Consider the following 25,942-nt stretch of genomic DNA (forward strand, 5'->3'; position numbering starts at 1 on the left):
GGCAGGTCGACGGGTTATCGGATGGAGTCAAACGGATCTTGATGGGGGAAAACGGCAGGAATGCACGACCCTGCCGATCACGGTGCGATCAGCGTTGGCCCGGGCTCATGGCCATCAGGCGTGCCACCCGTTCTTCGGTGGCCGGGTGGGTTGAAAACAGCCCCCGCAGGCCCCCGCCGGACAGCGGGTTCATGATCATCATCTGGGCTGTCTCGGGGTGTTCTTCGGCCGTGTGCAGCGGGATGCCCTGGGCGTAACGCTGGATTTTCTGCAGGGCGCTGGCCAGGGCTTGCGGGTCGCCGCTGATCTCGGCGCCACCCCGGTCGGCCTCGAATTCGCGTGCACGGCTGATGGCCATTTGAATCAGACTGGCTGCCAGGGGAGCCAGAATCGCCACGGCGATGCCGGCCAGCGGGTTGACCGGGCGGCCGTTTTCATCGCGGCCGCCAAACATCATGGCGAAGTTGGCCAGCATGGAAATGGCACCCGCCATCGTGGCACTGATGGTGCTGATCAGGATGTCTCGGTGCTTGACGTGGGCCAATTCGTGCGCCATCACGCCGCGCAGTTCGCGCTCACTCAGCACATTGAGGATGCCGGTGGTGGCCGCCACGGCCGCGTGTTCGGGGTTGCGGCCGGTGGCAAAAGCGTTGGGCGCGGCTTCCTCGATCAGGTAGACCTTGGGCATCGGCAGCCCGGCGTTGCGCGCCAACTCTTCCACCATGGCGTAGAAGCGTGGCGCCGAGCGGGCGTCCACCTCCTGCGCGTTGTACATCTTCAGCACCATCTTGTCCGAGAACCAGTAGCTGAAGAAGTTCATCCCGAGGGCCACGATGAAGGCCAGCATCATGCCGGCACGACCGCCCACCATGGCGCCAATGGCCATGAACAGCGCGGTGATGGCGGCCATCAGGATGGCGGTCTTCATGATGTTGAACATGGTGTTCGTCTCCTATACGAGCCCCTAAGATGCGGGCTGGCTGGTGAAGTTCAAGTACGGACGTGGGTGTCGCTCACGGGGCGGGCCTGCAGGAACTCGCGGACCGGCTGTCGGCGACCTCCGGGGCGCTGCAGACTCAACAAGGCCAGTGCCTGCTCGCCACAGGCCACCACCAAAGCGTCGCCTGATGCATGGAGGATCTGCCCAGGTGCGCCGGAGGCAGGAACCACGGCGGCTGCCCAGCATTTGATGGTGTCCTCCCCCAACTGGAAGGTGGTGCCCGGGAAAGGGTCGAAGGCCCGGATGCGCCGCGCAATTTGCTCGGCGGGCAGGGACCAGTCGATGGCGGCTTCGGCCTTGTCGATCTTGTGGGCGTAGGTGATGCCCTCGGCCGGCTGTGGCGTGGCGGGCAGGGCGCCCAGGCTCAGGCGCTCCAGGGCCTGCACGATCAACCGGCCGCCCAATGAGGCCAGGCGGTCGTGGAGTGTCGCGGTGACGTCGTCCGGGCGGATGGCTTCCTTCTCGATCAGCAGCATGTCGCCGGTGTCGAGGCCGGCGTCCATCTGCATGATGGTGATGCCGGTGGCTGCATCACCCGCCTCGATGGCGCGGTGGATGGGCGCAGCGCCCCGCCAGCGTGGCAGCAGGGAAGCGTGGATGTTGAGACAGCCGTGCTGGGGCAAGGCCAGGGTCCAGGCCGGCAGGATCAGGCCGTAGGCGGCTACCACCATCACATCCGGGGCGATGGCGGTCAGCTGGGCCTGTGCGGCCAACGCCTCGTCAGGGTATTTGCCGTCGAGCTTCAGGCTGTGCGGCTGGGCCACAGGGATGCTGTGGTCCAGCGCGAATTGCTTGACCGGTGAGGCCTGCAATTTCATGCCTCGGCCGGCGGGGCGGTCCGGCTGGGTCATCACCAGGGCAATCTCATGACCCGCAGCGTGCAGGGCCGCCAGGGCCTCCCGGGCAAATTCCGGGGTTCCCGCAAAGACGATTTTCATGGCTTACAGCGCCTGGTGTTGTTCGGACTTGCTGCGTTTTTGCATCTTGGTCTTGATGCGGTTGCGCTTGAGTGGCGAGAGATATTCCACGAATACCTTGCCCAGCAGGTGATCTAGCTCGTGCTGCACGCACACGGCCAGCAGGTCATCCGCATCAAATTCATAGGTCTGACCGTCGCGGTTCAATGCGCGCACCCGGATTTCGGCATGGCGCTCGACCTTGTCGTAAATCGTGGGAACGGACAGGCAACCCTCTTCCCAGATGATCATCTCTTCGCTGGCCTGGATGATTTCCGGGTTGATCAGCACGCGCGGTTCATTGCGCTCTTCGCTGGTGTCGATCACGACAATGCGCTCATGGATGTCGACCTGCGTGGCCGCCAGGCCCACACCCTTCGCGTCGTACATGGTTTCAAGCATGTCGTCGACGATCTGGCGTACGCGGTCATCTACCACCTCAACGGGACGGGCGATTTTGTGCAGACGGGGATCGGGATAACAGAGGATGGGCAGCAGGGCCATGGTTCAGCGGGTCAAGAAAATCGGGTTTGTCGGGGGTTCTGCTTGGTGGCTCAGTGGATACGGCGCAACGGTATGGTCACCCAAAAGAAAGTTTCCACTGGTAACTCGGGGCAATTTTCATTGCCGCGGCTTGTGAATTACGGGCAGAATCGAATGATCATTGAACGGATTTTGCCGAATCTGGAGAACTCCTGCTCTAGGGAGTGCTTCCAGGGGTGAATTGGAGAGCGTTTTCATGTCTCAGCGAATGCTGCCTGTTGCTCACGCCGTGGCTGTTTCGGTTGCGGTGGCATTGGGGTTGATGGCCTCGGTTGCGCAAGCCGAAAATGGCCCGAACTACCCCATCACGTCCCAACAGAAGTCGACGGCCAAACAGGTCGCCGAGGCGGGTGTGCCGCTGTCCGAACTCGCGCCCAATGCGCCAGATTCCTATGTGGTCAAGCGCCATGACACGCTGTGGGGCATTTCGGGGTTGTTCCTGAAAAAGCCCTGGCGTTGGCCTGAATTGTGGGGCATGAACCTGCAGCAGATCCACAACCCGCACCTGATTTTCCCGGGGCAGGTGCTGTACCTGGATAAGTCGAACGGACGTGCCCGACTGCGTGTCGGTGAGCCGGTGGCTTCGTCTGGCAACCCAGATGGCCGCCTGTCGCCGCGCGTGCGGGAAGGCAATCTGGACGACGCCATTGCCAGCGTGCCGCTGCACCTGATCGAGCCTTTCTTCAACGAGGCCGTGATCTTCGACACCACGGATGAGTTGGTGAAGGCGCCGCGCATCGTCGCGACCCAAGAGGGCCGCGTGCTGTTGTCGCGTGGCGAAACCGCCTATGTGCGTGGTGATCTGGATGGGCGTCGCGAGTGGCGTCTGTTCAGGCAACCCAAGCCTTTGCGTGACCCTACGACCAACGAGGTGCTGGGGTATGAAGCGGCTTATGTCGGCACGGCCGACCTGACCCGTGAGGGGGCTGAAGGCACGGGGGCCGATGGCAAGGGGCTGGTCATTCCGTCGACCTTCACCATCACCTCGCTGCGTCAGGAAGCCATGGCCGGTGACCGTCTGTCGCCCGTGCCGGTACGTCAGTACGACAACCTGGCGCCCCATGCACCCGATCACGACATCGCTGGCCAGATCGTGTCGATCTATGGTGAAGCCCTGACCGCAGGTCAAAACCAGATCGTGGCCTTGAACAAGGGCACACAAGATGGGCTTGAGCGTGGCCATGTGCTGGCACTGTGGCGTGATGGCCGTGTCATCAGAGACAAGACGGACGAGACCAATGCAGCCATCAAGCTGCCTGACGAGCGCCATGGCCTGCTGTTCGTGTTCCGGACGTTTGAGCGCATGTCCTATGCCCTCATCCTGACGGTCAAGGAGCCGGTCCGCCCCGGTGATCGTTTCACCCAGCCTTGAGCGAGGTGAGCCCCATGCGGGCTCCCTGGCTTTTCTCTTCGCTGATCAGCCAAGATCGTCATGGATCATGATGAGTTGGCCGGTTGGCTGAGGCTGTTGTTGACGCCTCGGCTTGGTCCGGCCGCCTGCCGTGCCTTGTTGGCTACCTTTGGTTCGCCGCAGGCAATTTTTCACGCTACACCATCTGCCTTGTCTGCCTGCCTCAAGCCGGCGGACGTGGCGCGGGTGCGGCTTGAGCCTCCAGCCTTGTCAGACGCCGTATTGCGTACGCAGGACTGGCTGGCCGCAGCGGATGAGGTGGCGCCCCGAGCCGTTTTGACGCTGGGTGACGCGGCCTATCCTGCCGACTTGCTGGCGCTGGCTGACCCTCCGCTGTTGCTGTTTGCGCAAGGCGATGTCGCTTTGCTGCGCGGCCGTGCTGTGGCCATGGTGGGCAGTCGCAGCCCTACAGCCCAAGGTCGGGATAACGCCCATGCTTTTGCTCGTGCGCTGAGTGAGGCGGGGGTCACCGTGGTGTCGGGGCTGGCGCAGGGGGTGGATGGTGCTGCCCACGAGGGGGCCCTGGAGGGCGGGACAGGTCGCACCATTGCCGTGGTTGGAACGGGTTTGGATCGCGTCTACCCCAAGGAGCACCTTGAACTGGCGCACCGCATCGCGCAGTCCGGCTTGTTGCTCAGCGAGTTTCCGCTGGGTACGCCCCCGCGCCCGGGGCATTTTCCCAAGCGAAACCGCTTGGTGGCAGCGCTGTCTCGCGCCACGCTGGTGGTCGAAGCCGCGCTGCAGTCGGGCTCGCTCATCACGGCACGCCTGGCGGGCGAACTGGGCCGTGAGGTTCTGGCCATTCCCGGGTCGATCCATTCTCCGCAATCTCGCGGCTGCCATGCGTTGATCAAGCAGGGGGCCAAACTGGTCGAGACTGCGCAAGATGTGCTGGAAGAACTCAACTGGGGGCTCTCCACGGCAGCCCGCAAGGACATGCCTGACGAGGCAGAATCGCCCTTGTGGTCGGATGAAGCGGACTGTTCGTCTGACCCGGTGCTGCGTGCAATGGGGTATGACCCCGTCAGTCAGGAAGCCTTGTCGGCCCGAACGGGCATGGGGCCCGCTGATCTGGGTGCACGCTTGCTGGAGCTGGAATTGCAGGGGCAGGTGGCCCGCCTGCCTGGTGCGCTGTACCAACGGATCGGGCTGACATGATCATTCGACAACTGGGCCGTGTGCCCTATGCGGATACCGCGCAGGCCATGCAGGCCTTCACCGAAGCCCGGACGGCCGATACGCCGGACGAACTCTGGATCTGCGAGCATCCGCCCGTGTTCACTCAGGGGCAGGCAGGCAAGGCCGAGCATCTGTTGTTCAACCCCGAAGGGCCGGACCACATCCCCGTGGTGCAGACGAACCGTGGCGGGCAGGTGACCTACCATGGCCCAGGGCAGGTGGTGGGGTATCCGCTGATCGACCTGAAGCGCCAGGGCATCTTCGTCAAGGAGTATGTCTTTCGCATAGAGCAGGCGGTGCTCAAGACGCTGGAGCACTTCGGTGTGACCGGACACCGGGTGTCTGGTGCTCCGGGCATCTATGTGCGGCTGGACGACCCGCATGCCCATGCCGCCTTGCAGGAGCCCCGTGATCCCCGGGACCCTTTCCGGGGTTTGGGCAAGATTGCGGCGCTGGGCATCAAGGTATCGCGCTCGTGCACCTACCATGGTGTCGCGCTGAACGTCGCCATGGACCTGTCGCCCTATGACCGCATCAACCCCTGTGGCTATGCCGGTTTGCGCACGGTGGATCTGGCCACGGTGGGGGTCGCGGTGTCGTGGGATGAGGCCGCCACCTGCCTGGCGCACCACTTGGCTCAGTATCTCAGTCCCTGACACCTGCGCGAACTGCTTCGGGCTGATGTGGAAGTCCACAGCGTCTGCGGGCTCAATCGCTGCACGCTGATCGACGCGTTCGGCTACAGTTCGGCGTGGCGGACATCAGCGGTCCGCACGCATCACCATGTCCCAAGATCCTTCTTCGACCCCCCCCTCCTCGCCCGCCTACGACCCGACTGCCAAGCAGAAGGCGCAGGCCAAGACCTCACGCATTCCCATCAAGGTGGTGCCGGCAACCGAGGTGTTGAAGAAGCCGGACTGGATTCGCGTCAAGGCAGGGTCGCCCTCTACCCGCTTCTACGAGATCAAGCAGATCCTGCGTGAGCACAAGCTGCATACGGTCTGCGAGGAGGCGTCCTGCCCGAACATTGGCGAATGCTTTGGTCATGGCACAGCCACCTTCATGATCATGGGGGACAAGTGCACCCGTCGCTGCCCCTTCTGTGATGTCGGCCACGGTCGACCTGACCCGCTTGATCAGGCCGAGCCAGGCAACCTCGCGCGCACGGTGGCGGCGCTCAAGTTGAAATATGTCGTGATCACCAGCGTCGACCGAGACGACCTGCGCGATGGCGGTGCCGGTCACTATGCCGACTGCATCAGTCAAGTGCGAGCGCTGTCTCCGCAGACCCGCATCGAGGTCCTGGTGCCTGATTTCCGTGGTCGCCTGGAGAAGGCCCTGGCCATCCTCAAGGAGACGCCGCCTGACGTCATGAACCACAACCTCGAGACGGTGCCACGCCTGTACAAGGAGGCCCGCCCCGGTGCGGACTACGCTTTCAGCCTGAACCTGCTCAAGCGCTTCAAGGAAGAGGTGCCGAATGTGCCGACCAAGAGCGGCCTGATGGTGGGGCTGGGGGAAACCGACGAGGAAATTCTGGAAGTGATGCGCGACATGCGTGCGCACCAGATCGACATGCTGACGATCGGCCAGTATCTGGCCCCGAGCGGACACCACCTGCCGGTGCGCCGTTACGTGCACCCGGACACGTTCAAGATGTTCGAGGCGGAAGCCTACAAGATGGGCTTCACCCACGCGGCCGTGGGTGCCATGGTGCGCTCCAGCTACCACGCCGACCAGCAGGCGGCCGGCGCGGGCGTCACGTCTTGATGGGGATCAGCGGGGCGCCACTCTTGCGCCCTGCGTACTCGATCGTGGCCTCGAACAGGGCCAGCGAGTTGCTCAGGATCACATCCAGCGGGGCCTGACAGCGGCGCCCCACCCACTGGGTGGCAATGCGGTTGGCCGCGCCCACCAGCCCGTCTGACAGCACTTGTGCGTCCAGGCCGGACCCGGCCAGATTGGGCATGAACTGCTGCAGGTAGCCGGCAATCAGTTCCGCGAAGTCCTGGTTGATCTGGTTGGCCAGCGAATACATGCCTTCGCCGACATTGAGGGCATCGATCAGCATGACCCTGGCGCGCCGTGGGTCGTCCCGGATGAATTCGAGGAAATTGCGCAGCGCCGCTTCCGACATGGCATGGATGTCGGATGGGCAGTGCTCAAGCACTTCCAGCGTCGACTCCATCAGTTGCCGGTTCACTTGCGCATACACCACGCGGAACAGCGACTCCATGCCCTCGAACGATTCATAAAAATAGCGCGAGGTCAGTTGGGCTGCCTTGCAGACATCGCGCACGGTGGCCTGGTGGTAGCCCTTGGCCCCGAAAACCGCCAGCGCGGCATCGACCAGCTTGGCTCGGCGCAGCCGTTGGCGCTCCTGGGGGTCGACCCCGGCGTAGCGACGACCTGATGCCCCCTGCATGGAGGGGGGCGGTGGGTTATCCCTGATTCTGGATACAGACATTGTCAAATAGCATTTTTGGCATGTTGGCGCCACGGATAACGGCATGTGTGCGCCGGTTCGTGTTTCCTGACGTCCTTTTCTGGATGGTGCAGTCAGGGCGGGGGCCTGCTTCAGCTTCTACAAGCAGTGCCATCTTGCCTCAGAAGGCAGCGTGCGCCCATGTGGATAACGCGACGTCGACCCTATCAGCAAGCAGGTATATGAAGCAATTCAAGGACAAGGTGGCTGCCATCACGGGTGCGGCATCCGGCATGGGCCGCACGCTCGCGCTGGAACTGGCGCGTCGAGGCTGCCATCTGGCACTCAGTGATGTGAATGAGACGGGGCTGTCGGAGACGGCTGCCCTGGCTGGCCGCCTCGGCGTGAAGGTCACCACGCAGCGTCTAGACGTATCGGACAGGCTGGCCATGAACGCCTGGGCCGACCAGGTCGTGCGTGACCATGGCAAGGTCAACCTCATATTCAACAACGCGGGAGTGGCCCTGGGGGCCACGCTGGATGCGGTTCGCCCGGAAGACTTCGAATGGATCATGGGCATCAATTTCTGGGGCGTGGTGTGGGGCACGCAGGCCTTCCTGCCCTATCTCAAGCAGGCCGGTGACGGGCACATTGTCAACACATCGAGCCTGTTCGGCTTGCTGGCGCTGCCCACACAAGGCACCTACAACGCCAGCAAGTTTGCCGTGCGCGGTTTCACCGAGTCGCTTCGGCAGGAGCTGGACCTGGACGCTTGCGGGGTGAGCGCGACTTGCGTGCACCCGGGCGGCATCCGCACCAACATCGCCATGGCGGCCCGTATCGATCCCGCGATGCAAAAGCGCACGGGGTCCGACCCGGAGCAGGCGCGCAAGCGTTTTGACAAGTTGCTCAACACGACGACGGCGGAGAGCGCAGCCTTGCAGATCCTCCGTGCAGTCGAGAAGAACAAGCGCCGGGTGCTGGTCGGCCCGGATGCCCGTTTCCTGGACAAGGTGGTCCGTCTGTTCGGGTCCTGGTACCAACCAATGACAACCTGGTTCGCGCAGCGAACCATGATGGGGTGATGCAATGAGCGCTGTGACTGTGCCCAATACCGACGAACAACTGCATGCCGGGGCGCTGGCTGAGCCAGTCATACGGCATTTCTTGCCACCCACTGGCGCTGGCGAGGCCATTGGCGCAGCGGTGTTGCGCACCACCTTGCGGGCCCTGCTCAAGCCAGTGTTGCGCCTCGGGGTGCCCTTGTCGATTCAGCGTGGGGTGCTGCATGCCTTGTCGGTGACGATGTTGCAGGCTGGCGGCGTCGAGGTGCGCAAGGAGCAACTGGGCCCGATCATGGTCGAGCGGATTCGTCCCAAGGGCATCAAGCCCCGGCAGGCGGTGCTGTACCTGCATGGTGGTGCCTTCTGTACCGGCAGCCCTCGCAGCCACCGCAGTTTGACGACGCGTTTCGCGCGCTATGGGCAGGCAGAGGTGCTGGTGCCCGACTACCGCCGTATCCCTGAGCATGCCTTCCCGACCCAGATAGAAGATTGCCTGATGGCCTACAAAAGCCTGCTCAAGGCCGGTTGGAAGCCGGAGCAGATTGCGATTGCGGGCGATTCGGCAGGCGGGACGCTGACCTTGCAGGTGTGTCTGGCGGCGCGCTTGCAGGGTCTGCCCATGCCGGCTTGCATGGTGATGATGTCACCGGCCATCGACATGAGCTTGAGCTCGCGCAGTGCGACCGAACGGGCAGCAGTGGACCCGCTCATCAATGTCAGCTGGGGGCGTCAGGCCATTTCCTGGCTGAAGGTGCCGGCCGGGCATCCCTTGGCGCACCCCAGTGAGTCAGACCTTGCTGGCTTGCCGCCGATGCTGGTACAGGTGGGCGAGGACGAGGTGCTGTTCGACGATGCCCACTGGATTGCCCATGGGGCGGCGAAGATGGGGGGCCATGCGGAGCTGGAGATCTACCTCAAGCGTTGGCACGTCTTCCCGATCCACGCTGGCGCCTTGCCGAGTGCAACCGCCGCGCTCGGGCGGCAGATTGATTTCATGCGACGCCATTGGCGTGTGTGAGTACATCAGTGTGCTTCAGGTGAAGCTGAAGTGCTCGTTGTCCATCTGCATGATCACCTCGGTGGGGGCCACGGCCCCGGTGCGATGGGCATCTGCACGCGGCAGCAGGCGTTCGAAGTAGAACTCGGCCGTCTGGATCTTCGCTTTGTAGAACGCTGTCGGTTCCTTCCCCTGGCCGCTGGCAAGCAGCTCATTGGCGCGGAAGGCCTGCATGGCCCAGAAGTAGGCCATCATCACATAGCCCGAGTACATCAGGTAGTCGACACTGGCGGCGCTCACCAGGTCGCGATCCTTGGCGGCGCGCAACATGATGCGGGTGGTCAGCACATTCCACTGGATGGCGCGCTTGGCGATGGTGCGGGCCATTTTGCCCAGTGGGCCACCATCGATCAGGTGGCCTTTGGCCAGCTTCAGCATGTCGCCGGTGAACTCACGCACGCATTTGCCGCGGGTGGTCAGCAGCACCTTGCGGCCGAGCAGGTCCAGCGCCTGGATGCCGGTGGTGCCTTCGTACAAGGTGGCAATGCGGGCGTCTCGCGCAATCTGCTCCATGCCGTGCTCCTTGATGTAGCCATGGCCACCAAAAACCTGCATGCCGATGTTGGCGGCTTCCAGGCCGCACTCCGTGAGGAAACCTTTCAGGATGGGGGTGAAAAACCCCAGCTTGTCGTCATAGGCTTCTTGCTTGGCCTGGTTGCCTTCCACCACGCCGTTGACCATGTGGTCCGCAAATTGGGCCGCGTGGTAGATCATGGCGCGACCGCCTTCGGCAAAGGCCTTCTGGGTCATCAGCATCCGGCGCACGTCGGCATGCCAGATCAGGGCGTCGGCGACCTGGTCGGCGTCCTTCTTGCCTGACAGCGCACGCATCGAGCGGCGCTCCTTGGCGTAGGGCAGGGCGCCCTGGTAAGACAGTTCGGCATGGGCCAGGCCCTGGACGGCCGTGCCGATGCGGGCGGTGTTCATGAAGGTGAACATCGCTTCCAGCCCCTTGTTGGGTTCGGCGATCAGGTAGCCCACGGCACCATCGAAATTCAGCACGGCGGTGGCCGAGGCCCGGATGCCCATCTTGTGCTCGATCGAACCACAGCTGACCGGGTTGCGCTCACCCACCGAGCCATCGGCATGGACCAGGAATTTGGGCACGATGAACAGGGAGATGCCGCGGGTGCCTTTGGGTGCGTCGGGCAGGCGTGCCAGCACGATGTGGACGATGTTGTCCGACAGGTCGTGTTCGCCGGCGGAGATGAAGATCTTGGTGCCGCTGAGCTTGTAGCTGCCGTCGGGTTGCGGCTCGGCGCGGGTCTTGAGTTGGCCCAGGTCGGTGCCGCAGTGCGGTTCGGTCAGGCACATCGTGCCCGTCCATTCGCCGGATACCAGCTTGGGCATGTAGGTTTGCTTTTGCGCCTCGTTGCCATATTGCATGATGGTGTTCATGCAGCCCAGGCTCAGACCGGGGTACATGGTGAACGACCAGTTGGCCGTCCCCATCATTTCCGACTTGATGAGGTTGAGCGACATGGGCAATTCCTGCCCGCCAAACGCTTTCGGGTGCGACAGGCCTTGCCAGCCGCCTGCGACGTATTCGGCGTAGGCTTCCTTGAAGCCCTTCGGCGTGGTGACCTCGCCGTTGTTGAAGTGGCAGCCTTCCAGGTCTCCGCTGTGGTTCAGGGGCGAGAGGATGTCTTCGCAGAAGGTGGCGGCGCCTTCCAGAATGGCTTCCACCATGTCGGGGGTGGCGTCGGCACCGTTGGACAGCGAAGCGTAGTGTCCGGGGTAGTCGAACACGTCATTCATCAGGAAGCGCATGTCGCGCAAGGGCGCTTTGTACTGCGGCATGGGTCTCACCTCGTGGTTTGGTGCGGGGGTCAAACGATCTTTTCAAACGATCGTTCGAAGCAGGCCGCATTTATACCTCAGAGTACAACGCCGTGGATCACGAATGGGTTGGTGCTCGGGGATTTCTCGCCCACTGAAATGCGGGGGCGGAAGCGGCGACACGGCCCGCGGGCCGTGTCTGGTGTTCCTTGAGCAGCGAGATCGGCGACCGATCCCGGGTGACCGGCTTACAAGCCGAGTACTTCGTAGATGGGTTGCAGCAGGGTGTCCAGCCAGCCATAGAGCGGTGTGTTCTGGACGTTGCGTGCCGTCTCGTAGGCGCGGATCGGGGTGCCCGAGCCGTCGATCAGGTTGTCGACCACCTTGCCGACACCGGAAATACCGGCTTCGTTGATCGCCGTGCCCGCAAAGGTCAGGGTGGTCATGGTGTGGGCTTTCAGCAGATCGCGGCTATAGGGCACGTAGTAGCCAATGTTTGACAGCGGCTTCATGCCATCCACCCAGGAGGCGACTTCCTTGCGCCACTTCACGTTCAGCAGGGCGTCGCGCTCTGCCCCTGAGGCAGCCAGGATGTCCGGGTAGAACTTGGTGTACGAAAAGGACGAATAGATGCCGTCAGCCTGGAAGGTGGTGAAGCTGAACCGGTCGTTGGGGAACATCTTGGCCACACCGGTGGTGATGCTGCCCAGGTTCTCTGCCGTGCCTGCCGAGGGGAAGCGGGTCAGCAACTTGGTGACCAGACCATTGGTGCCATCCAGCCCCCACACGTCGCGGATCTTGTTGTGCAGCAGCACCGAGGGGGCTTCTTCCGGTGTGGCGGTGCGTGGCACCTGGAACAGCGGGCCGGAGTCAGCCAGCAGGGCTGATTGCTTGGGGTTCAGGGCCAGGCGCAGCCAGGCATAGTTGGCCGTGCTGCCCGCGCCACCTGCAGAGAAACCGGTCACCAGCAGCTTGTCCGGGCGAGACATGTTGGCCGCCAGCCAGTTGGCCATGGCGACGCCGTTCACGCTGCCGCGGTGGTAGTAGGTGGTCGGGTTCGATGCGTCGGCGTCGCTGTAGACGCTGACCTTGTTGCCGGTGTGCACATCACCGGTGCAATACGGCGCGTAGACGATGTTCCAGCTTTGGGTCTGCACGCTTTGCAGCGGGTGCAGGCGCATCGAGAAGGGGGTGATCAGGCCACCCAGGGCCAGGCCGGACAGCCCGCCGTTGAAGAGGTTGGCCAGGTTGGTCATGTAGTCCGCGGGCACCCCGTTGGGGTTGGACGCGGTGAGGATGCCCAGGCCGAGCGTGCCGCCCTTGCCACGACAGGCATCCTGTTCCCAGCAGGCTCCGCCGCCTTCAAAGATGACAACGGTCTTGGTGGTGAAGGGGTTGCGGTTGATGAAGAAGCGATAGGGCGTGCCGTTGCCGCAGGATGCGCCAGTCGAGGTGGGCAAGGTGACCGCGTCCCAGGTGAAGTAACCCGCAGATGCGCCCAGCGGCGCCAGCATGGCCAAGGCGGCGACGCTGATCAAACGTGACATTTTCATGTTTGTCTCTCCTAAGACATTGCTTTTGTTTGCATGGGTAGCGGCGCAGTCTAGGTATGGCTTCAATTTAATGCGATACGGACAAAGCCTCTTCGTGGGAACCCCGGACTGTCATCTACCCGTCAATCTGGGCCTGGTTTTCGTGATAACGCCTTGCGTTCTGTGCGTGACAAACCTGTTTTGGTGCGCAAGAAACTGGCACATGCGTTGCTTGTATACAAGCTAGTACATCACGGTCGCATCAATGCGGTGCGACCAGAAGATGGACGCTCAACGGTCGCTTCAACAGGAGAAACGCATGGCACAGGATCAATGGAATCGTCGGACGTGGATCAAGAATGTGGGCATGGCAGGAGCCGGTGTGGCTCTGGGAGGTTTGTCTGACCTCGTTCTGGCGCAAAAGCCGCTGACCATCGGCATGATCTATGTCGGCCCCAAGGATGACTTTGGCTACAACCAGTCGCACTACGAGGCCGCATCCGAGTTGAAGAAGATGCCCGGCATCAAGATCGTCGGCGAGGAAAACGTGCCGGAGACCCAGGCGGTGCAAAAGACCATGCAGGGCATGATTTCCCAGGATGGTGCTTCGCTGCTGTTCCCGACCTCATTCGGCTACTTCAACCCGCACATCCTGGCTGTCGCAGCGAAGAACCCCGATGTGCGTTTTGCCCACTGCGGCGGTCTGTGGGATGCCGCCAAGCACCCCAAGAACGTGGGCAGTTTCTTTGGCTACATCGACGAATGCCAATACCTCAATGGCGTGATCGCCGGGCACATGACCAAGTCCAAAAAACTGGGTTTCGTGGCTGCCAAGCCGATCCCCCAGGTGCTGCGCAACATCAACGCCTTCACGCTGGGTGCCCGTTCGGTGCATCCGGACATCACCTGCTCGGTCATCTTCACGGGTGACTGGTCCATGCCGGTGAAGGAAGCTGAAGCCACCAACAGCCTGGCCGACCAGGGGGTGGATGTGTTCACCATGCACGTGGACGGCCCCAAAGTGGTGGTGGAAACCGCGGCCAAGCGCGGCAAGTATGTGTGCGGCTACCACGCCAGTCAGGCCAAGCTCGCGCCCCAGGCCTATCTGACCGGCGCCGAGTGGAACTGGATCACCCCTTACAAGCAGATCGTCGAGGCCGCGCGCACCGGCAAGCCGCACCCCAACTTCCTGCGCGGTGGTCTCAAGGAGGGCTTCGTCAAGACCTCTCCTTATGGTGCCATGGTGCCGGAAAAGGCCCGCAAGCAAGCCGATGCCATCAAGGCCAAGATGCTCAAGGATCAGTTTGAAATCTTCTCTGGCGAACTGAAGGACAACACGGGCAAGGTCGTGGTGGCCAAGGGCACCACCCTGAAGCAGACCGATGTCGTGCTGGAGCAGATGAACTACCTGGTTGAGGGCGTGATCGGCAAGATCTGATCCCAACCACGCAGCCAGGAGAGACGCCATGAGCATCCGAAGCGCAACGCCATGGGTAGAGGCTGTGGGCCTGCCCGTGCTGGCACTGGCAGGCGCCCTGCTGCTGTTTGGCGGCTTTGTCTGGCTGGGGGGTGCGAGTCCCCTGGAGGTCTGGACGCTGCTCTTCAAGGGCGCGTTTGGCGATGCCTTCTCCTGGCAGAACACCTTGCAGCGGGCTGCGCCGCTGATGCTCACGGCGCTGTGCGTGGCCTTGCCCTACCAGGCCGGCATGATGGTGATTGGCGGCGAGGGCGCGCTGGTACTCGGTGGGCTTGCGTGCGCCGGCCTGCCTTACCTGTGGATGCCCCCGGCGAACCTGTGGGGCACTCTGTGTGTGCTGTTGGCCGGGGCCCTCGCGGGGGGCGGATGGATCGCCTTGGTCGGGGCGCTGCGGCAATACCGCGGCGTCAACGAAACCATTGGCTCCCTGCTGATGGGCTACCTCGCGATTGGCTTGTTCAAGCACTTTGTTGAAGGCCCCATGCGGGACCCCGCCAGTCTCAACAAGCCATCCACGCTGCCGTTGCCGGAGGGCATGCTGATGAGCAGCATCCCGGGCTATGACGTGCACTGGGGGTTGGTCTGGGGGCTGGCCTTGTGTCTGCTGTCAGGCATCTGGCTGTTTGCCACCACCCATGGCTTTGCCACGCGGGTGGTGGGGGGTAACGCCCGGGCTGCGCGCCTGGTGGGTCTGCCAAGTCACCGCCTGGCCATCACGGCGTGCGCCATGGGGGGCGCCACTGCCGGTCTGGCTGGGGCGATCGAGGTGGCTGCGGTGCACACGAATGCCAATGCCTCGCTGATCGCGGGCATGGGCTACACGGGGATTTTGGTGTCCTTTGTTGCGCGCCACAACCCGTTTGCCATCATCCCGGTGGCCATTTTGTTTGGCGGCTTCGGCTCGGCTGGCAGCCTGCTGCAGCGTCGCCTGGACCTGCCGGATGCCTCCGTGCTGGTGTTGCAGGGCTTTGCCTTTGTGCTGATTCTGGCCAGCGAAGCTTGGCGTGGTCGACTGTCCTTCGGGGCAGCAGGAAAGGGGCGAGCATGAATGACTCCATCTGGCTGGACGTGGCGCTGGCTGTGCTGGGTGGCGCCATCCGGGTTGGCACGCCTTTCCTGTTCGTGAGCCTGGGTGAGTGCCTCACGGAAAAATCAGGCCGCATCAATCTCGGCCTGGAGGGTGTGCTGGTGTTGTCGGCCATGGCCGGCTTCGGTGGCAGCTACCTGTCGGGCTCTGCCTGGGTGGGCGTGCTCCTGGCCGCCGTCGCCGGTGGGCTGTTGGCGCTGCTGCATGGGCTGTTGTGCTCCTTGCCCCGCGTCAACGACATCGCCACGGGCATCGCCCTGATGCTGCTGGGCTCCGGTCTGGCGTTCTACCTGGGCAAGCCACTGATTCAGCCGCAGGCAGCGCAGATTCCTGCCATCAACCTGGGCATGTGGAGTGACGCTCCTCAGGTGCAGGCGGCTTTGCGTATCAATGCCTTGTTCCCCTTGGGTGTGGTGCTGGCATGGCTGCTCACCTGGGCGCTGGCCAACACGCGCTGGGGGCTGATCGTGCGCATGGCGGGGGATTCGAGCGACGCAGCGCGCGCACTGGGCTACTCGGTCAACACGGTGCGCGTGTTGTCGACCACGCTGGGGGGCTTCATTGCTGGCATCGGCGGGGCTTCGTTGTCGCTGTATTACCCGGGCAGCTGGAACGAGGGGCTGTCCAGTGGGCAGGGGCTGATTGCGGTGGCGCTGGTGATCTTTGCGCGCTGGCGTCCGCTGCACTGTCTGGGGGCGGCGCTGCTGTTCGGTGGCGCCGGGGCGCTGGGCCCCGCTTTGCAGTCGGTGGGGATCAGTGCGGGCTACCACCTCTTCAACGCGATGCCCTATGCACTGACCTTGTTGATTCTGGTGTGGACTTGCTCCCCGAAGCGGACCTTGCAGGGCGCGCCTTCTGAGCTGAGCCTGACAAAGTAGGAAAGGACCTGGATCGTGAGTGGACTGGCAGGATTGAACAAATCACCCTCGGGGGTGGTGGTGGGCTTGGTTCAGCTGAAGCTGCCTGTGGTGGAGACCCCGGCACAGCTGGCAGCCCAGACAGATCGCATTGTCGAGATGGTGGGCAAGGCGCGACGCAGCTATGCCGGCATGGACCTGGTGGTGTTTCCTGAGTATGCGCTGCACGGCCTGTCCATGAGCACGGCCGACGAACTCATGGTGACGCTGGATGGCCCGGAGGTGGCGGCGTTCAAGGCCGCCTGTGTGCGGCACCGCATCTGGGGTTGTTTCTCCATCATGGAGAAGAACCCGGGCGGTCAGCCCTACAACACGGGGCTCATCATCGACGACCAGGGGCAGCTGCAGCTGTACTACCGCAAGTACCACCCGTGGGTGCCGGTGGAGCCCTGGGAGCCCGGCAACATGGGCATCCCCGTGATCACCGGCCCCAAAGGCATCAAGCTGGCGCTGATCATCTGCCACGACGGCATGTTCCCCGAGATGGCTCGCGAATGCGCTTACCAGGGGGCCGAGTTGATGATCCGCACGGCGGGGTACACCGCGCCGATCCGCCATGCCTGGCAGGTCACCAACCAGGCCAACGCCTTCCAGAACCTGATGGCGACGGCCAGCGTCTGCCTGTGCGGCAGCGACGGCACGTTTGACTCCATGGGGGAGGCCATGTTCTGCCAGTTCGACGGCACGGTCATGGCGCAAGGCGGTGGTCGTCCGGACGAAATCGTGTGTGCCGAGATTCGCCCCGACCTGATCCGCGAGGCCCGCCAGCACTGGGGCGTCGAGAACAACATCTACCAGTTCTTTCACCGCGGGTACGTTGCCGTCAAGGGCGGCGCGCAGGACTGCCCCTACACCTTCATGCAGGACATGGTCGCCGGCAAGGCGCGCCTGCCCTGGGAAGACGCTGTGGTGCACGTGGACGGCCGGTCCTGCGGTTTCGATGCGCCCACCCGCACCTTCGGCGGCAATGAAGCCAATCTGTTGACAGGAAAGGTCAAGCCATGAGCCTCACGATCGACTCCAAGCCCTACGCCTGGCCGTATGACGGACAGCTGACTCCGGGCAACACGGCCTTGATCATCATCGACATGCAGACCGATTTCTGCGGGGTCGGCGGCTATGTCGACAAGATGGGCTATGACCTGTATTTGACCCGCGCGCCGATCGAGCCGATCAAGGCCTTGCTGGCCACAGCGAGACAGGTGGGCATGCATGTCATCCACACCCGCGAAGGCCATCGGCCTGATCTGAGTGACCTGCCTGCCAACAAGCGCTGGCGCTCGCAGCAGATTGGCGCCGGTATCGGCGACGCCGGGCCTTGTGGGCGGATCCTGGTGCGCGGCGAGCCTGGCTGGGACATCATCCCAGAGCTGTATCCGGTGGCCGGCGAGCCCATCATTGACAAGCCTGGCAAAGGCTCGTTCTGTGCGACCGATCTGGAGCTGATTCTGCACACGCGAGGCATCCGCAATCTGATCCTCACGGGCATCACCACCGATGTGTGTGTGCACACCACCATGCGCGAGGCCAATGACCGTGGCTTCGAGTGCGTGATGTTGTCCGATTGCACCGGTGCGACCGATCACGGCAACCACGAAGCGGCACTGAAGATGATTCAGATGCAAGGCGGTGTGTTTGGCGCAGTCTCTGACAGCCGAGCCGTCATCGCGGCTTTGCAGGCCTTCGTGCCGGGCAAGGTGGAGTGAGACCATGACTGCACCGCTCGACCCGAAGCCACCCGCCACAGGCGCGCTGGCGCTGTCGACCTACAACCTGACCAAGCGCTTTGGCAGTTTCGTGGCGCTGGATCAGGTGTCGATCGATGTGCGTCCCGGCACCGTGCATGCCCTGCTGGGTGAAAACGGTGCGGGCAAGAGCACCCTCGTGAAAGCCGTGGTGGGTTACCACCAGCCCGAAGATGGTGCCGTGCTCATTGATGGGCGAGAGCACGCCATCACCTCGCCCGTGGTGGCGCGGCAGCTGGGCATCGGCATGGTCTACCAGCACTTCACGGTGGTGCCGGGCATGACGGTGGCCGAGAACCTCTTGCTGGCCAAGGGCGATCTGCCTGCGGTGGTGCCCTGGAAAGCGGTGCGTCAGGAGCTGGAGGCTTTCATGGCCACCACGCCGTTTCGGTTGGACCTCGATGCCCGGCCGATGAACCTGTCTGCCGGCGAGAAACAGAAGCTGGAGATCCTCAAGCAGCTTTACCTCAAGCCGCGGCTGCTGATTCTTGACGAGCCGACCTCCGTGCTGACGCCTCAGGAGGCCGATGAAGTGCTCGGCGCCCTGCGCGACCGTGCGCATGCGGGCGAGGTCTCGGTCATCATGATCACGCACAAGTTCCGGGAAGTGATGGAGATCGCCGATGACGTCAGCGTGCTGTACCGTGGGCGCCTGGTGGCCAGTCGGCACGTGGCTGACACCAGTCCGGCGGAGCTGGGCGCGGAGATGATGGGCGAAGCCAGCGGTCTGCCGGTGAGCAAGGCGGCTGACGACGTAATCGAGTCCGATGAAGAGGCTGTGCGAGACGAGGTGATCTCGTCGGCGCCCTTGCACCGACAACCGCAGCCGGCCCAAGCGGCCATCAGACTGGATGTGAATGCCTTGTCCGTGCAGGGCGACCGCGGTGAGCGTGCCGTGCACGGGCTGAGCCTGCAGGTTGCGGCCGGCGAGATACTGGGTATCGCGGGGGTATCCGGCAATGGGCAGCGTGAGTTGATGGAGGCGCTGGTCGGTCAGCGCGACCGCGAGTCGGGGGTGGTGACGGTCGCGGGCGAACGTTACCTGGCCAGACGTGAACAGAACCAGCGCTTGCACGTTCGCAGCCTGCCCGAAGAGCCCCTGCGCAATGCCTGTGTGGGGGACCTGAGCGTGGCCTTGAACATGGGTTTGAGGCGCTTTGACCAGGTGCCCGCCGCGCGTTGGGGCTGGTTGCGCAAGGGCGTGCTGCGTGAGCGGGCGCGTGAGCTGATCGCTGCCTACAAGGTCAAGACACAAGGGGCGGATGCCCCGATTCGTTCGCTGTCCGGGGGCAATGTGCAGCGTGCCGTGCTGGCGCGCGAGCTCGATGGTCAGGTCGATGTGCTGCTGGTGTCGAACCCCGTGTTCGGGCTGGACTTCGCCGCGGTCGCCGAGATCCATGCCCGCATCATGGATGTGCGCAACCGTGGCGGCGCGGTGCTGCTGGTCAGCGAAGACCTGGACGAGCTGCTCAAGCTGGCCGACCGCATCGTGGTCATGAGCGAAGGCCGCATCGTGCACACCTGTCAGGCCGCCGGCGCAGATCGTCGCGTGCTGGGCGCTTTCATGGGCGGGCACGCGCAGGCAGATCAACACGAGGAGCTGGCAGCATGAGCATCGTCACCGTGAAGGCGCAACCCTTTGATTTCGCCCTGGACATGGCCCACGCCGCACTGGTCATCATCGACATGCAGCGCGACTTCGTGGAGCCAGGCGGATTTGGTGAAACCCTGGGCAACGATGTCACACGCCTGCAGGCCATCGTGCCGACCGTCCAGCGGGTGCTGGAGGCCTGGCGCCAGGCAGGCGGGGTGGTGGTCCACACCCGCGAAGGGCATGCCCCGGACCTGCACGATTGCCCACCGGCCAAGCGCCTGCGAGGCCAGCCCAGCTTGCGCATTGGCGACGTGGGCCCCATGGGGCGGATTCTGATCCAGGGGGAGGCCGGTCACGCCATCATCCCCGAACTCACCCCCGTGGCGGGCGACATCGTCATCGACAAGCCCGGCAAGGGGGCCTTTTACGCCACCACGCTGGGTGCCGAGCTGGCAGCCCGGCAAGTGTCCTATCTGGTCTTCATGGGAGTGACCACCGAAGTGTGTGTGCAGACCTCCATGCGGGAAGCCAATGACCGCGGCTATGACTGCCTGCTGGTCGAAGATGGCACCGAGAGCTATTTCCCCGAATTCAAGCAAGCCACCCTCGACATGCTGCGTGCGCAAGGCGGCATCGTGGGGTGGACGGCGCCTGCTCAGGCCCTGATCGAGGCCATCGGGCGGTGAACTGACCAAGACTGATTTTCTGCGTACCTGACGAAACTGAGCGAACCCATCATGGCGACAACTTCTACTTCCCCCCACACCATTGCTGGTTTGCTGGCCGCCTACCGAGACGGCACCCTGACCCCTGCAGATGTTCTCCAGCCTTACCTGTCTCCTGCTGCTGATCGCGCCGCTGACCCGGCCTGGATCACCCTGGCATCGCCTGCTTTCGTGCAGGCACAGATCGATCGCCTCCAGGGGCACAGTCCGGCCACCTTGCCGCTCTACGGCATTCCGTTCGCAGCGAAGGACAACATCGATGTCGCCGGCTTGCCGACCACCGCAGCCTGCCCTGATTACGCCTACGAGCCGCAGGTCAACGCCACGGTGATCGAACGCCTCATGGCTGCGGGGGCCATCGTCGTCGGCAAGACCAATCTGGACCAGTTCGCCACCGGCCTGGTGGGCACACGCTCTCCCTATGGCATTCCGCGCAGCACCTTCTCGGCTGATCATGTCAGCGGGGGCTCCAGTGCCGGCTCGGCCGTGGTGGTGGCGCGGGGCGATGTCTGCTTCTCGCTGGGCACCGATACGGCTGGCTCGGGCCGCGTGCCGGCCGGCTTCAACAACCTCGTGGGCCTCAAGCCCACACCGGGGCTGGTGCCCATCACGGGTGTGGTGCCCGCCTGCAAATCGCTGGACTGCGTGTCCATCTTTGCGTTGACGGCGTCCGATGCTGCCCGCGTGCTGGCGGTCATGGAGGGGCCGGATGCCGGCGCACCGGTGTTCAACACCGTGGTACTGCAGTCGCCGCGCTTTCCGCGCAGCTTGCGTATTGGCGTGCCGACCGAACTCGAGTTTTTTGGTGATGCAGCCTATGTCGCCGCATTCGAGCAGGCCAAAGCGCGGTGGTCCACTCTGTGTGACGAAACCGGGGCGCCGTGGCCGGTTGAATTCGTGCCGGTTGACCTGGCGCCGTTCAGCGCCGTGGCCCGCCTGCTGTATGAAGGCCCCTGGGTGGCCGAGCGCTATGCGGCCATCAGCGAGTTCATCGAATCCAGCGCGGACAAGATGAACCCGGTTGTGCGCGGCATCATCGAAGGCGCTCGCCGCTTCGATGCCCAGACCACCTTCAAAAGCCTCTACAAGCTGCGCGAACTGGCTGCGGGCACCACGGGCGTCTGGGACCTGATCGATTTCATGCTCGTGCCCACGACCCCGACCCATCCCACGGTGGCCAGTGTCGAGGCTGACCCTGTGGTGCGCAACTCGCAGTTGGGCACCTATACCAACTTCGTCAATCTGCTGGGCTTGTCTGCGCTGGCCTTGCCCGCTGGTTTCACGGAGGCGGGCATGCCGTTTGGCATCACCCTGATTGCCCCCGGGGGGGCCGATGCAGCCCTGGCGGATGTCGGTGTCGCCTGGCAGCAAGGGCTTCAAGGCCATACCGGCTACCCGCTGGGTTGTCGTCTGGGTCTGCCATCCAGGCAGGACCTCACCTTGGCCGTGCAACCTGAGGCCGCCCCCACCATGGCGCTGGCCGTCGTCGGGGCGCATCTCAGCGGCATGCCGTTGCATGGGCAGTTGGTCGAGCGCGGCGCCCGTCTGCGCGCCAGCACCACCACCTCGGCCGCCTACAAGCTGTATGCGCTGCCAGGTACCGTGCCGCCCAAGCCGGGGCTGGTGCGGGTGTCGGATGGCGGCGCAGGCACGCCCATTGCCGTGGAGGTCTATGACGTGCCGCTGGACGACATCGGTTCCTTCCTGGCGCTGATTCCACCACCACTGGGGCTGGGCTCGGTCGAACTGGCCGATGGCAGCTGGGTCAAGGGCTTCATCTGTGAGCCCTGCGGTGTGGCTGGGGCACAGGACATCAGTGAGTTCGGTGGCTGGCGCGCCTACATGAAGCGGAGTGCATGATGAGCATCGACGACCTGAACATCAATCTGCCGGATGTGGTGGCCGAGGTCACCACCTTGTTTGAGGCCTATGAAAAGGCCCTCATGAGCAACGATGTCGAGGCGCTCAACGCCTTTTTCTGGGACAGCCCGCTGGTGACCCGCTACGGCATCGCGGACCGGCAACTCGGCCATGCCGCCCTGGTGTCCTACCGAGATGGCGTGCCAGCCCCTGACTTCACGCGCTATTTGCAGGGTGTGCGCATCACGACCTTTGGCATGGATACGGCCGTGGCCATGACGGAGTTTGTTCGAAGCGACACTGATTTGCGCGGATTTCAGACACAGACTTGGGTGCGCCTGCCAATTGGCTGGAAAATCGTCTCTGCTCATGTGAGCATGATTCCGTTTGCCGACACACCAACATGATCCCGGCCAGCCCGCTCCCACAGGCCTCGCCGGCCACCCTGGCCGAGCGGGTCTACTCCCAGATCAAGCAACTCATCTTCGATTTCGAGTTGCTGCCGGGTGACCGTTTCTCCGAAAACGACCTGGCAATGCGGGTCGAGGTGAGCCGCACCCCCTTGCGCCAGGCCTTGCAGCGCTTGCAGCGCGAAGGCTTTCTGCAGGTCTTTCCAAAGAGCGGCTGGCAGGTGGCCCCGTTCGACTTCAATGTGTTCGACCAGCTCTACGACTTCCGGGTGCTGCTGGAAACCCACGCTGTGGCGAAACTCTGCGAAGCAGAAGAGCGCCCGGTGCTGCAGACCCTGGCCGATGTCTGGATGGTGAAACCCGAAGAGCGGCATCCCGTCAAGAGCATGGTCGACAAGCTTGACGAGGCCTTCCACTCCTCGCTGGTGCATGGCATCGGCAACCAGGAAATGGCCCGTGTGCACGATGACATCACCGAGCGCATCCGCATCATTCGGCGCCTCGATTTCACCAAGGAAGCGCGGGTGGAGGCCACGTATGACGAGCACGCGCGCATCCTGCGTGCCATCACGCGGCGCCGTGCCGACGAAGCACAGCATCTGCTGCGCGCCCACATCGAGCAAAGTAAGCTGGAGGTGCGCCAGATTACCCTGGACATGCTCTACCAGGCCCGCCATCGGCTGGCCCGCGAGCGTCAAGCCTGAACGCCTGCGTTCAGACGCGGGAAATCAGCAGGTCAGGCAAGCGCTGCATCATCAGCAGGTCGCGGCTGTCGATCGGCAAGGTGTCGCCGTGGCCTACGAAACGATAGAACTGACCACTCAGTGTCGAGCGCACGCTCAAGGACCCGTGGCCGAGGTATTTCGCCTGGATGTCGGCTCCGCGGGCGCCATGGGCTGCAACACGGTGGGTGTGTGGGGTGGTGTGGTGAACGGCTGATCGGGCCGCGTCGTGCGACGTGGTGCGGCTGCCGAATGGGATCGGCTGCCTGGGGGCATGGGTTCTGGAAATCATGACTCACCTAGTATTGATGTTGAAGCGGCCCTCTCGGGACCGCCAACCCAGTGTGGAGGCGGAGTCAGACTTTGCCCATCCCTCGTGCTAGGGGCACACCGTCGCGCCGAGGCCTCAACCCCAGACCGTCAGCACGCCGGTGTAGCCATAGAGGTGGTTGCGTGCAATTTCGCCGCTGGCCAGCATGCCGACGAGCGGCACGTCACCCAGGGCGTGCTGGATGATCTGCATTTCCCCATGGGGGCTGCCGAAGTAGTTGCCGCCCCGACCCGTGCAGCTGATGTAGACCGCGCCGGCGATCGGGCGGCTCGGCCCGTCCGCAGGGTCGAATTCCTCGCGGATTTCGGCGCAGATGCGCACCAGATCCCGGCGGGCGGCATCGCGGTTGCGGTGGCAGAAGCTGAGCATCATGTCTTCGCGGGCCTCGTCGCCGATTGCCACCGCCTGGCGGTGCGGGTCCAGACCCACAATGTGGCGCACCCGGGTGTCGGCTCCGAGGATGTGGTCATGGTCCACCATGTCGCTGCCCTCATCGGTCAGCCCGACCAGGGTGTTGCGCACCTTGGGCAGGGCATCGCGCTGCAGCACCGACAAGGCCGTGGTGACCGGCAGGTCCAGATCCTTGAGCAGGCAGCTCAGGGCTGGCTCGCCATCGAGTTCATAGATCACGTTGCGGTCAGCAGATGTGATCTTGCGCGTCGGGCCCACCGTCTGGCAGCCCTGTGTGAGCCGTGACACCAGCTTGACGTGATCCGTGAACGCCACGCCCGAGAGCCCCCCGGTCCAGACACCCTGGTTGCGCGTGCCGTGCTGTGCCAGGGGGTCGAGTGCCAGATGGATCTGCCGCCCCTCCGTGCTGCTCATGCCGCCGAACAGGTAGCCGGTGGTGGTGCGCTGGGCCAACTCCTCGATGAGGTCTTGCGCATCCATCGTGGACGCATCGGCATGCACCTGCGCCACATGGGGCACGAAGTCGGCGCCCGGGCGCAGGGGCGGCAGGGGCTGGCGGCCCGAGAACACCCGGAAGTCGTCGTTGGGCATGGTCGACACCATGACGGCCAGCGCCGGCTCATCGATGTACTCCACCCCGGTTGACAGCACACCGTGCCCGATCGCCCCGACCCAGGCCACGCCGGGCAGACGTTCCTTGAGGCCCTTGATGATGCCTTCGGCTTGAGGAGCGAGTTGTTCGGTCAGGTAGCACCAGCCCAGCGTGGCCCCCATGGTTTCGACACCCTGGGGTACCAGTTGCGCCCAGATCAGCGACAGGGCCAGATCGGCCTGCGGGTGCATCGCATGGGCACAGAGAAACCGTGGCGCTTCGTGTGGCGGCACCGTTTCAGGGGTGGACGAGGTGTCGGTCATGCGGACGTGGGTTCGTTGGGCTGGGTTCAGCGCTTGGTTCGGGCGCTGGTGGTTTTGGTGCTGCGAGCTGCCTTGGCGGGCGGCTTGCTCGCCGCGGTGCGTTTGGTGGCCGGTTTGCTTGTGGCCTGCGCCGCGCGAGGCTGGCGTGCGGCGGCGGGTGCGCTGTCTGCAGACGCAGCCGCGTCAGGAACCACCTTCGCAGCCTGGACCGCCTGGCTGGCCATTTGGCTGAACTGTTCGGTCAGGGTGTTCCACCACTTCATCGGGTTGACCGTGGGCTCTGCAGCACCCTGGGCATCGGCTTGTGCATCGGAGGCGGGCTCGGGCTCCGGCGCGGGTGTCGGGGCCGCCGCTGAAGCCGCTGAGGCCGCGCGTGCCTTGAGCGACTCCCTGACGGCATCCATCGACACATTCATGCCGCGCAAGGTGGTGAGTGTCATGCGCTGGACTTCCAGCCCCTGGATCGTCATGGCGATCATGCGGGCGTTTTGCTCCAGCCAGAACTGCACGGTGCGCAGGTCCTGAATGCGTTTGTCGAGCTCTTCGGGGTCCAGGGTGGGCAGTCCCCATGTGGACGAGCCGCCTGAGCCTTGCGCGGCCTGCAGATTCGGCAGGGCGCTGCCAGCGGCTTTCATCCAGTCCTGAAAGAAGGACAGGCCGGCTTCGAGTCCACCAAAAGGGGAGCCTGACGATGAGCCAGCGCCGCCCGCAGCGGACGACGGGTCAGGGCGGGATCCATGGTTCGACATGACAAGTCTCCTGGGTGTTGGGTCATTGTGCCTTCAAGCACAAGCATAATCGC

Annotated in this window: 25 protein-coding genes; 16 read left to right on the forward strand and 9 right to left on the reverse strand. The window is 63.8% G+C overall.

Annotated features, from left to right (window positions below; genetic code table 11):
- Window positions 1-88 precede the first annotated feature (88 nt).
- From htpX to def, 3 genes are read right to left on the reverse strand one after another with little or no spacing between them, the layout of a single operon-like run.
- On the reverse strand, window positions 89-940 hold the full coding sequence (gene htpX / locus ACE3PH_RS11645; protein ID WP_374319104.1) for a zinc metalloprotease HtpX: 852 nt from the start codon (window positions 938-940) through the stop codon (window positions 89-91).
- Window positions 941-990: 50 nt separating this feature from the next.
- On the reverse strand, window positions 991-1,938 hold the full coding sequence (gene fmt / locus ACE3PH_RS11650) for a methionyl-tRNA formyltransferase (RefSeq protein WP_374319106.1): 948 nt from the start codon (window positions 1,936-1,938) through the stop codon (window positions 991-993).
- A gap of 3 nt (window positions 1,939-1,941) precedes the next feature.
- Window positions 1,942-2,460: a peptide deformylase gene (gene def, locus ACE3PH_RS11655; RefSeq protein WP_374319108.1), complete on the reverse strand. Its 519-nt coding sequence runs from the start codon at window positions 2,458-2,460 to the stop codon at window positions 1,942-1,944.
- A 235-nt stretch (window positions 2,461-2,695) separates the two neighbouring features.
- Here def and ACE3PH_RS11660 point away from each other — a divergent pair, with 235 nt between their 5' ends.
- From ACE3PH_RS11660 to lipA, 4 genes are all read left to right on the forward strand, one after another.
- Entirely contained in the window at window positions 2,696-3,871 is a 1,176-nt protein-coding gene (locus tag ACE3PH_RS11660; RefSeq protein ID WP_374319110.1) for a LysM peptidoglycan-binding domain-containing protein, read from the forward strand.
- A gap of 60 nt (window positions 3,872-3,931) precedes the next feature.
- Window positions 3,932-5,068: a DNA-processing protein DprA gene (dprA, locus tag ACE3PH_RS11665; protein ID WP_374319112.1), complete on the forward strand. Its 1,137-nt coding sequence runs from the start codon at window positions 3,932-3,934 to the stop codon at window positions 5,066-5,068.
- Complete coding sequence (lipB, locus tag ACE3PH_RS11670; protein WP_374319114.1) at window positions 5,065-5,745, forward strand: lipoyl(octanoyl) transferase LipB; 681 nt, start codon at window positions 5,065-5,067, stop codon at window positions 5,743-5,745. The genes dprA and lipB overlap by 4 nt, the downstream gene beginning before the upstream one ends.
- Window positions 5,746-5,872: 127 nt before the next feature.
- The gene (gene lipA, locus ACE3PH_RS11675) at window positions 5,873-6,859 is read left to right on the forward strand and encodes a lipoyl synthase (RefSeq protein ID WP_374319116.1); all 987 of its coding nucleotides are present in this window, start codon (window positions 5,873-5,875) and stop codon (window positions 6,857-6,859) included.
- Here the strand turns inward: lipA and ACE3PH_RS11680 are convergent.
- Window positions 6,849-7,514, reverse strand: coding sequence for a TetR/AcrR family transcriptional regulator (locus tag ACE3PH_RS11680; RefSeq protein ID WP_374319119.1), 666 nt, complete (start codon window positions 7,512-7,514; stop codon window positions 6,849-6,851). The two genes, lipA and ACE3PH_RS11680, sit on opposite strands and share 11 nt — an antisense overlap.
- A 242-nt stretch (window positions 7,515-7,756) precedes the next feature.
- On the opposite strand from ACE3PH_RS11680, the gene ACE3PH_RS11685 reads away from it, so the two are divergent.
- Window positions 7,757-8,599 (forward strand): SDR family NAD(P)-dependent oxidoreductase, encoded by an 843-nt coding sequence (locus ACE3PH_RS11685; RefSeq protein WP_374319121.1) that lies wholly within the window; start codon window positions 7,757-7,759, stop codon window positions 8,597-8,599.
- 4 nt (window positions 8,600-8,603) lie between these two features.
- Window positions 8,604-9,596 (forward strand): alpha/beta hydrolase, encoded by a 993-nt coding sequence (locus tag ACE3PH_RS11690; protein WP_374319123.1) that lies wholly within the window; start codon window positions 8,604-8,606, stop codon window positions 9,594-9,596.
- Between the two features lie 15 nt (window positions 9,597-9,611).
- Here the strand turns inward: ACE3PH_RS11690 and ACE3PH_RS11695 are convergent, their stop codons facing one another.
- Together ACE3PH_RS11695 and ACE3PH_RS11700 are read right to left on the reverse strand one after the other, a co-directional pair.
- Window positions 9,612-11,435, reverse strand: a complete 1,824-nt coding sequence (locus ACE3PH_RS11695; protein ID WP_374319125.1) for an acyl-CoA dehydrogenase C-terminal domain-containing protein — start codon at window positions 11,433-11,435, stop codon at window positions 9,612-9,614.
- A 227-nt stretch (window positions 11,436-11,662) separates the two neighbouring features.
- Window positions 11,663-12,967 (reverse strand): pectin acetylesterase-family hydrolase, encoded by a 1,305-nt coding sequence (locus tag ACE3PH_RS11700; RefSeq protein ID WP_374319127.1) that lies wholly within the window; start codon window positions 12,965-12,967, stop codon window positions 11,663-11,665.
- Between the two features lie 298 nt (window positions 12,968-13,265).
- Here ACE3PH_RS11700 and ACE3PH_RS11705 point away from each other — a divergent pair, with 298 nt between their 5' ends.
- The 10 genes from ACE3PH_RS11705 to ACE3PH_RS11750 are packed head-to-tail and all read left to right on the forward strand — an operon-like array spanning window position 13,266 to window position 23,465.
- Window positions 13,266-14,384 carry a BMP family ABC transporter substrate-binding protein gene (locus ACE3PH_RS11705; RefSeq protein ID WP_374319129.1) on the forward strand — a complete coding sequence of 373 codons (1,119 nt, stop codon included), beginning with the start codon at window positions 13,266-13,268 and terminating at the stop codon, window positions 14,382-14,384.
- A 28-nt stretch (window positions 14,385-14,412) separates the two neighbouring features.
- Window positions 14,413-15,471: an ABC transporter permease gene (locus tag ACE3PH_RS11710; RefSeq protein WP_374319131.1), complete on the forward strand. Its 1,059-nt coding sequence runs from the start codon at window positions 14,413-14,415 to the stop codon at window positions 15,469-15,471.
- The gene (locus tag ACE3PH_RS11715; RefSeq protein WP_374319133.1) at window positions 15,468-16,388 is read left to right on the forward strand and encodes an ABC transporter permease; all 921 of its coding nucleotides are present in this window, start codon (window positions 15,468-15,470) and stop codon (window positions 16,386-16,388) included. The genes ACE3PH_RS11710 and ACE3PH_RS11715 overlap by 4 nt, the downstream gene beginning before the upstream one ends.
- A gap of 15 nt (window positions 16,389-16,403) precedes the next feature.
- Window positions 16,404-17,432: a formamidase gene (locus ACE3PH_RS11720; RefSeq protein ID WP_374319135.1), complete on the forward strand. Its 1,029-nt coding sequence runs from the start codon at window positions 16,404-16,406 to the stop codon at window positions 17,430-17,432.
- Window positions 17,429-18,133, forward strand: a complete 705-nt coding sequence (locus ACE3PH_RS11725) for a cysteine hydrolase family protein (RefSeq protein ID WP_374319137.1) — start codon at window positions 17,429-17,431, stop codon at window positions 18,131-18,133. The genes ACE3PH_RS11720 and ACE3PH_RS11725 overlap by 4 nt, the downstream gene beginning before the upstream one ends.
- Window positions 18,134-18,137: 4 nt before the next feature.
- On the forward strand, window positions 18,138-19,784 hold the full coding sequence (locus tag ACE3PH_RS11730; protein ID WP_374319138.1) for an ABC transporter ATP-binding protein: 1,647 nt from the start codon (window positions 18,138-18,140) through the stop codon (window positions 19,782-19,784).
- Window positions 19,781-20,452, forward strand: coding sequence for a cysteine hydrolase family protein (locus ACE3PH_RS11735; protein ID WP_374319140.1), 672 nt, complete (start codon window positions 19,781-19,783; stop codon window positions 20,450-20,452). The genes ACE3PH_RS11730 and ACE3PH_RS11735 overlap by 4 nt, the downstream gene beginning before the upstream one ends.
- A 51-nt stretch (window positions 20,453-20,503) precedes the next feature.
- Window positions 20,504-22,351, forward strand: a complete 1,848-nt coding sequence (gene atzF, locus ACE3PH_RS11740) for an allophanate hydrolase (protein WP_374319142.1) — start codon at window positions 20,504-20,506, stop codon at window positions 22,349-22,351.
- Window positions 22,348-22,758, forward strand: a complete 411-nt coding sequence (hpxZ, locus tag ACE3PH_RS11745; protein ID WP_374319144.1) for an oxalurate catabolism protein HpxZ — start codon at window positions 22,348-22,350, stop codon at window positions 22,756-22,758. The genes atzF and hpxZ overlap by 4 nt, the downstream gene beginning before the upstream one ends.
- Entirely contained in the window at window positions 22,755-23,465 is a 711-nt protein-coding gene (locus tag ACE3PH_RS11750) for a GntR family transcriptional regulator (RefSeq protein WP_374319146.1), read from the forward strand. Before hpxZ ends, ACE3PH_RS11750 begins: the two co-directional genes overlap by 4 nt.
- 10 nt (window positions 23,466-23,475) lie before the next feature.
- On the opposite strand, the gene ACE3PH_RS11755 is transcribed toward ACE3PH_RS11750, so the two are convergent.
- The 3 genes from ACE3PH_RS11755 to ACE3PH_RS11765 form a co-directional block, all read right to left on the reverse strand.
- Entirely contained in the window at window positions 23,476-23,775 is a 300-nt protein-coding gene (locus tag ACE3PH_RS11755) for a hypothetical protein (protein ID WP_374319148.1), read from the reverse strand.
- A gap of 114 nt (window positions 23,776-23,889) precedes the next feature.
- Window positions 23,890-25,140, reverse strand: coding sequence for an FIST N-terminal domain-containing protein (locus ACE3PH_RS11760; protein WP_374319150.1), 1,251 nt, complete (start codon window positions 25,138-25,140; stop codon window positions 23,890-23,892).
- A gap of 26 nt (window positions 25,141-25,166) precedes the next feature.
- Entirely contained in the window at window positions 25,167-25,889 is a 723-nt protein-coding gene (locus ACE3PH_RS11765) for a PhaM family polyhydroxyalkanoate granule multifunctional regulatory protein (protein WP_374319152.1), read from the reverse strand.
- Between the last annotated feature and the right edge of the window lie 53 nt (window positions 25,890-25,942).

Source organism: Aquabacterium sp. (assembly GCF_041909175.1).
In the GTDB taxonomy this organism is placed as follows: domain Bacteria; phylum Pseudomonadota; class Gammaproteobacteria; order Burkholderiales; family Burkholderiaceae_C; genus Aquabacterium.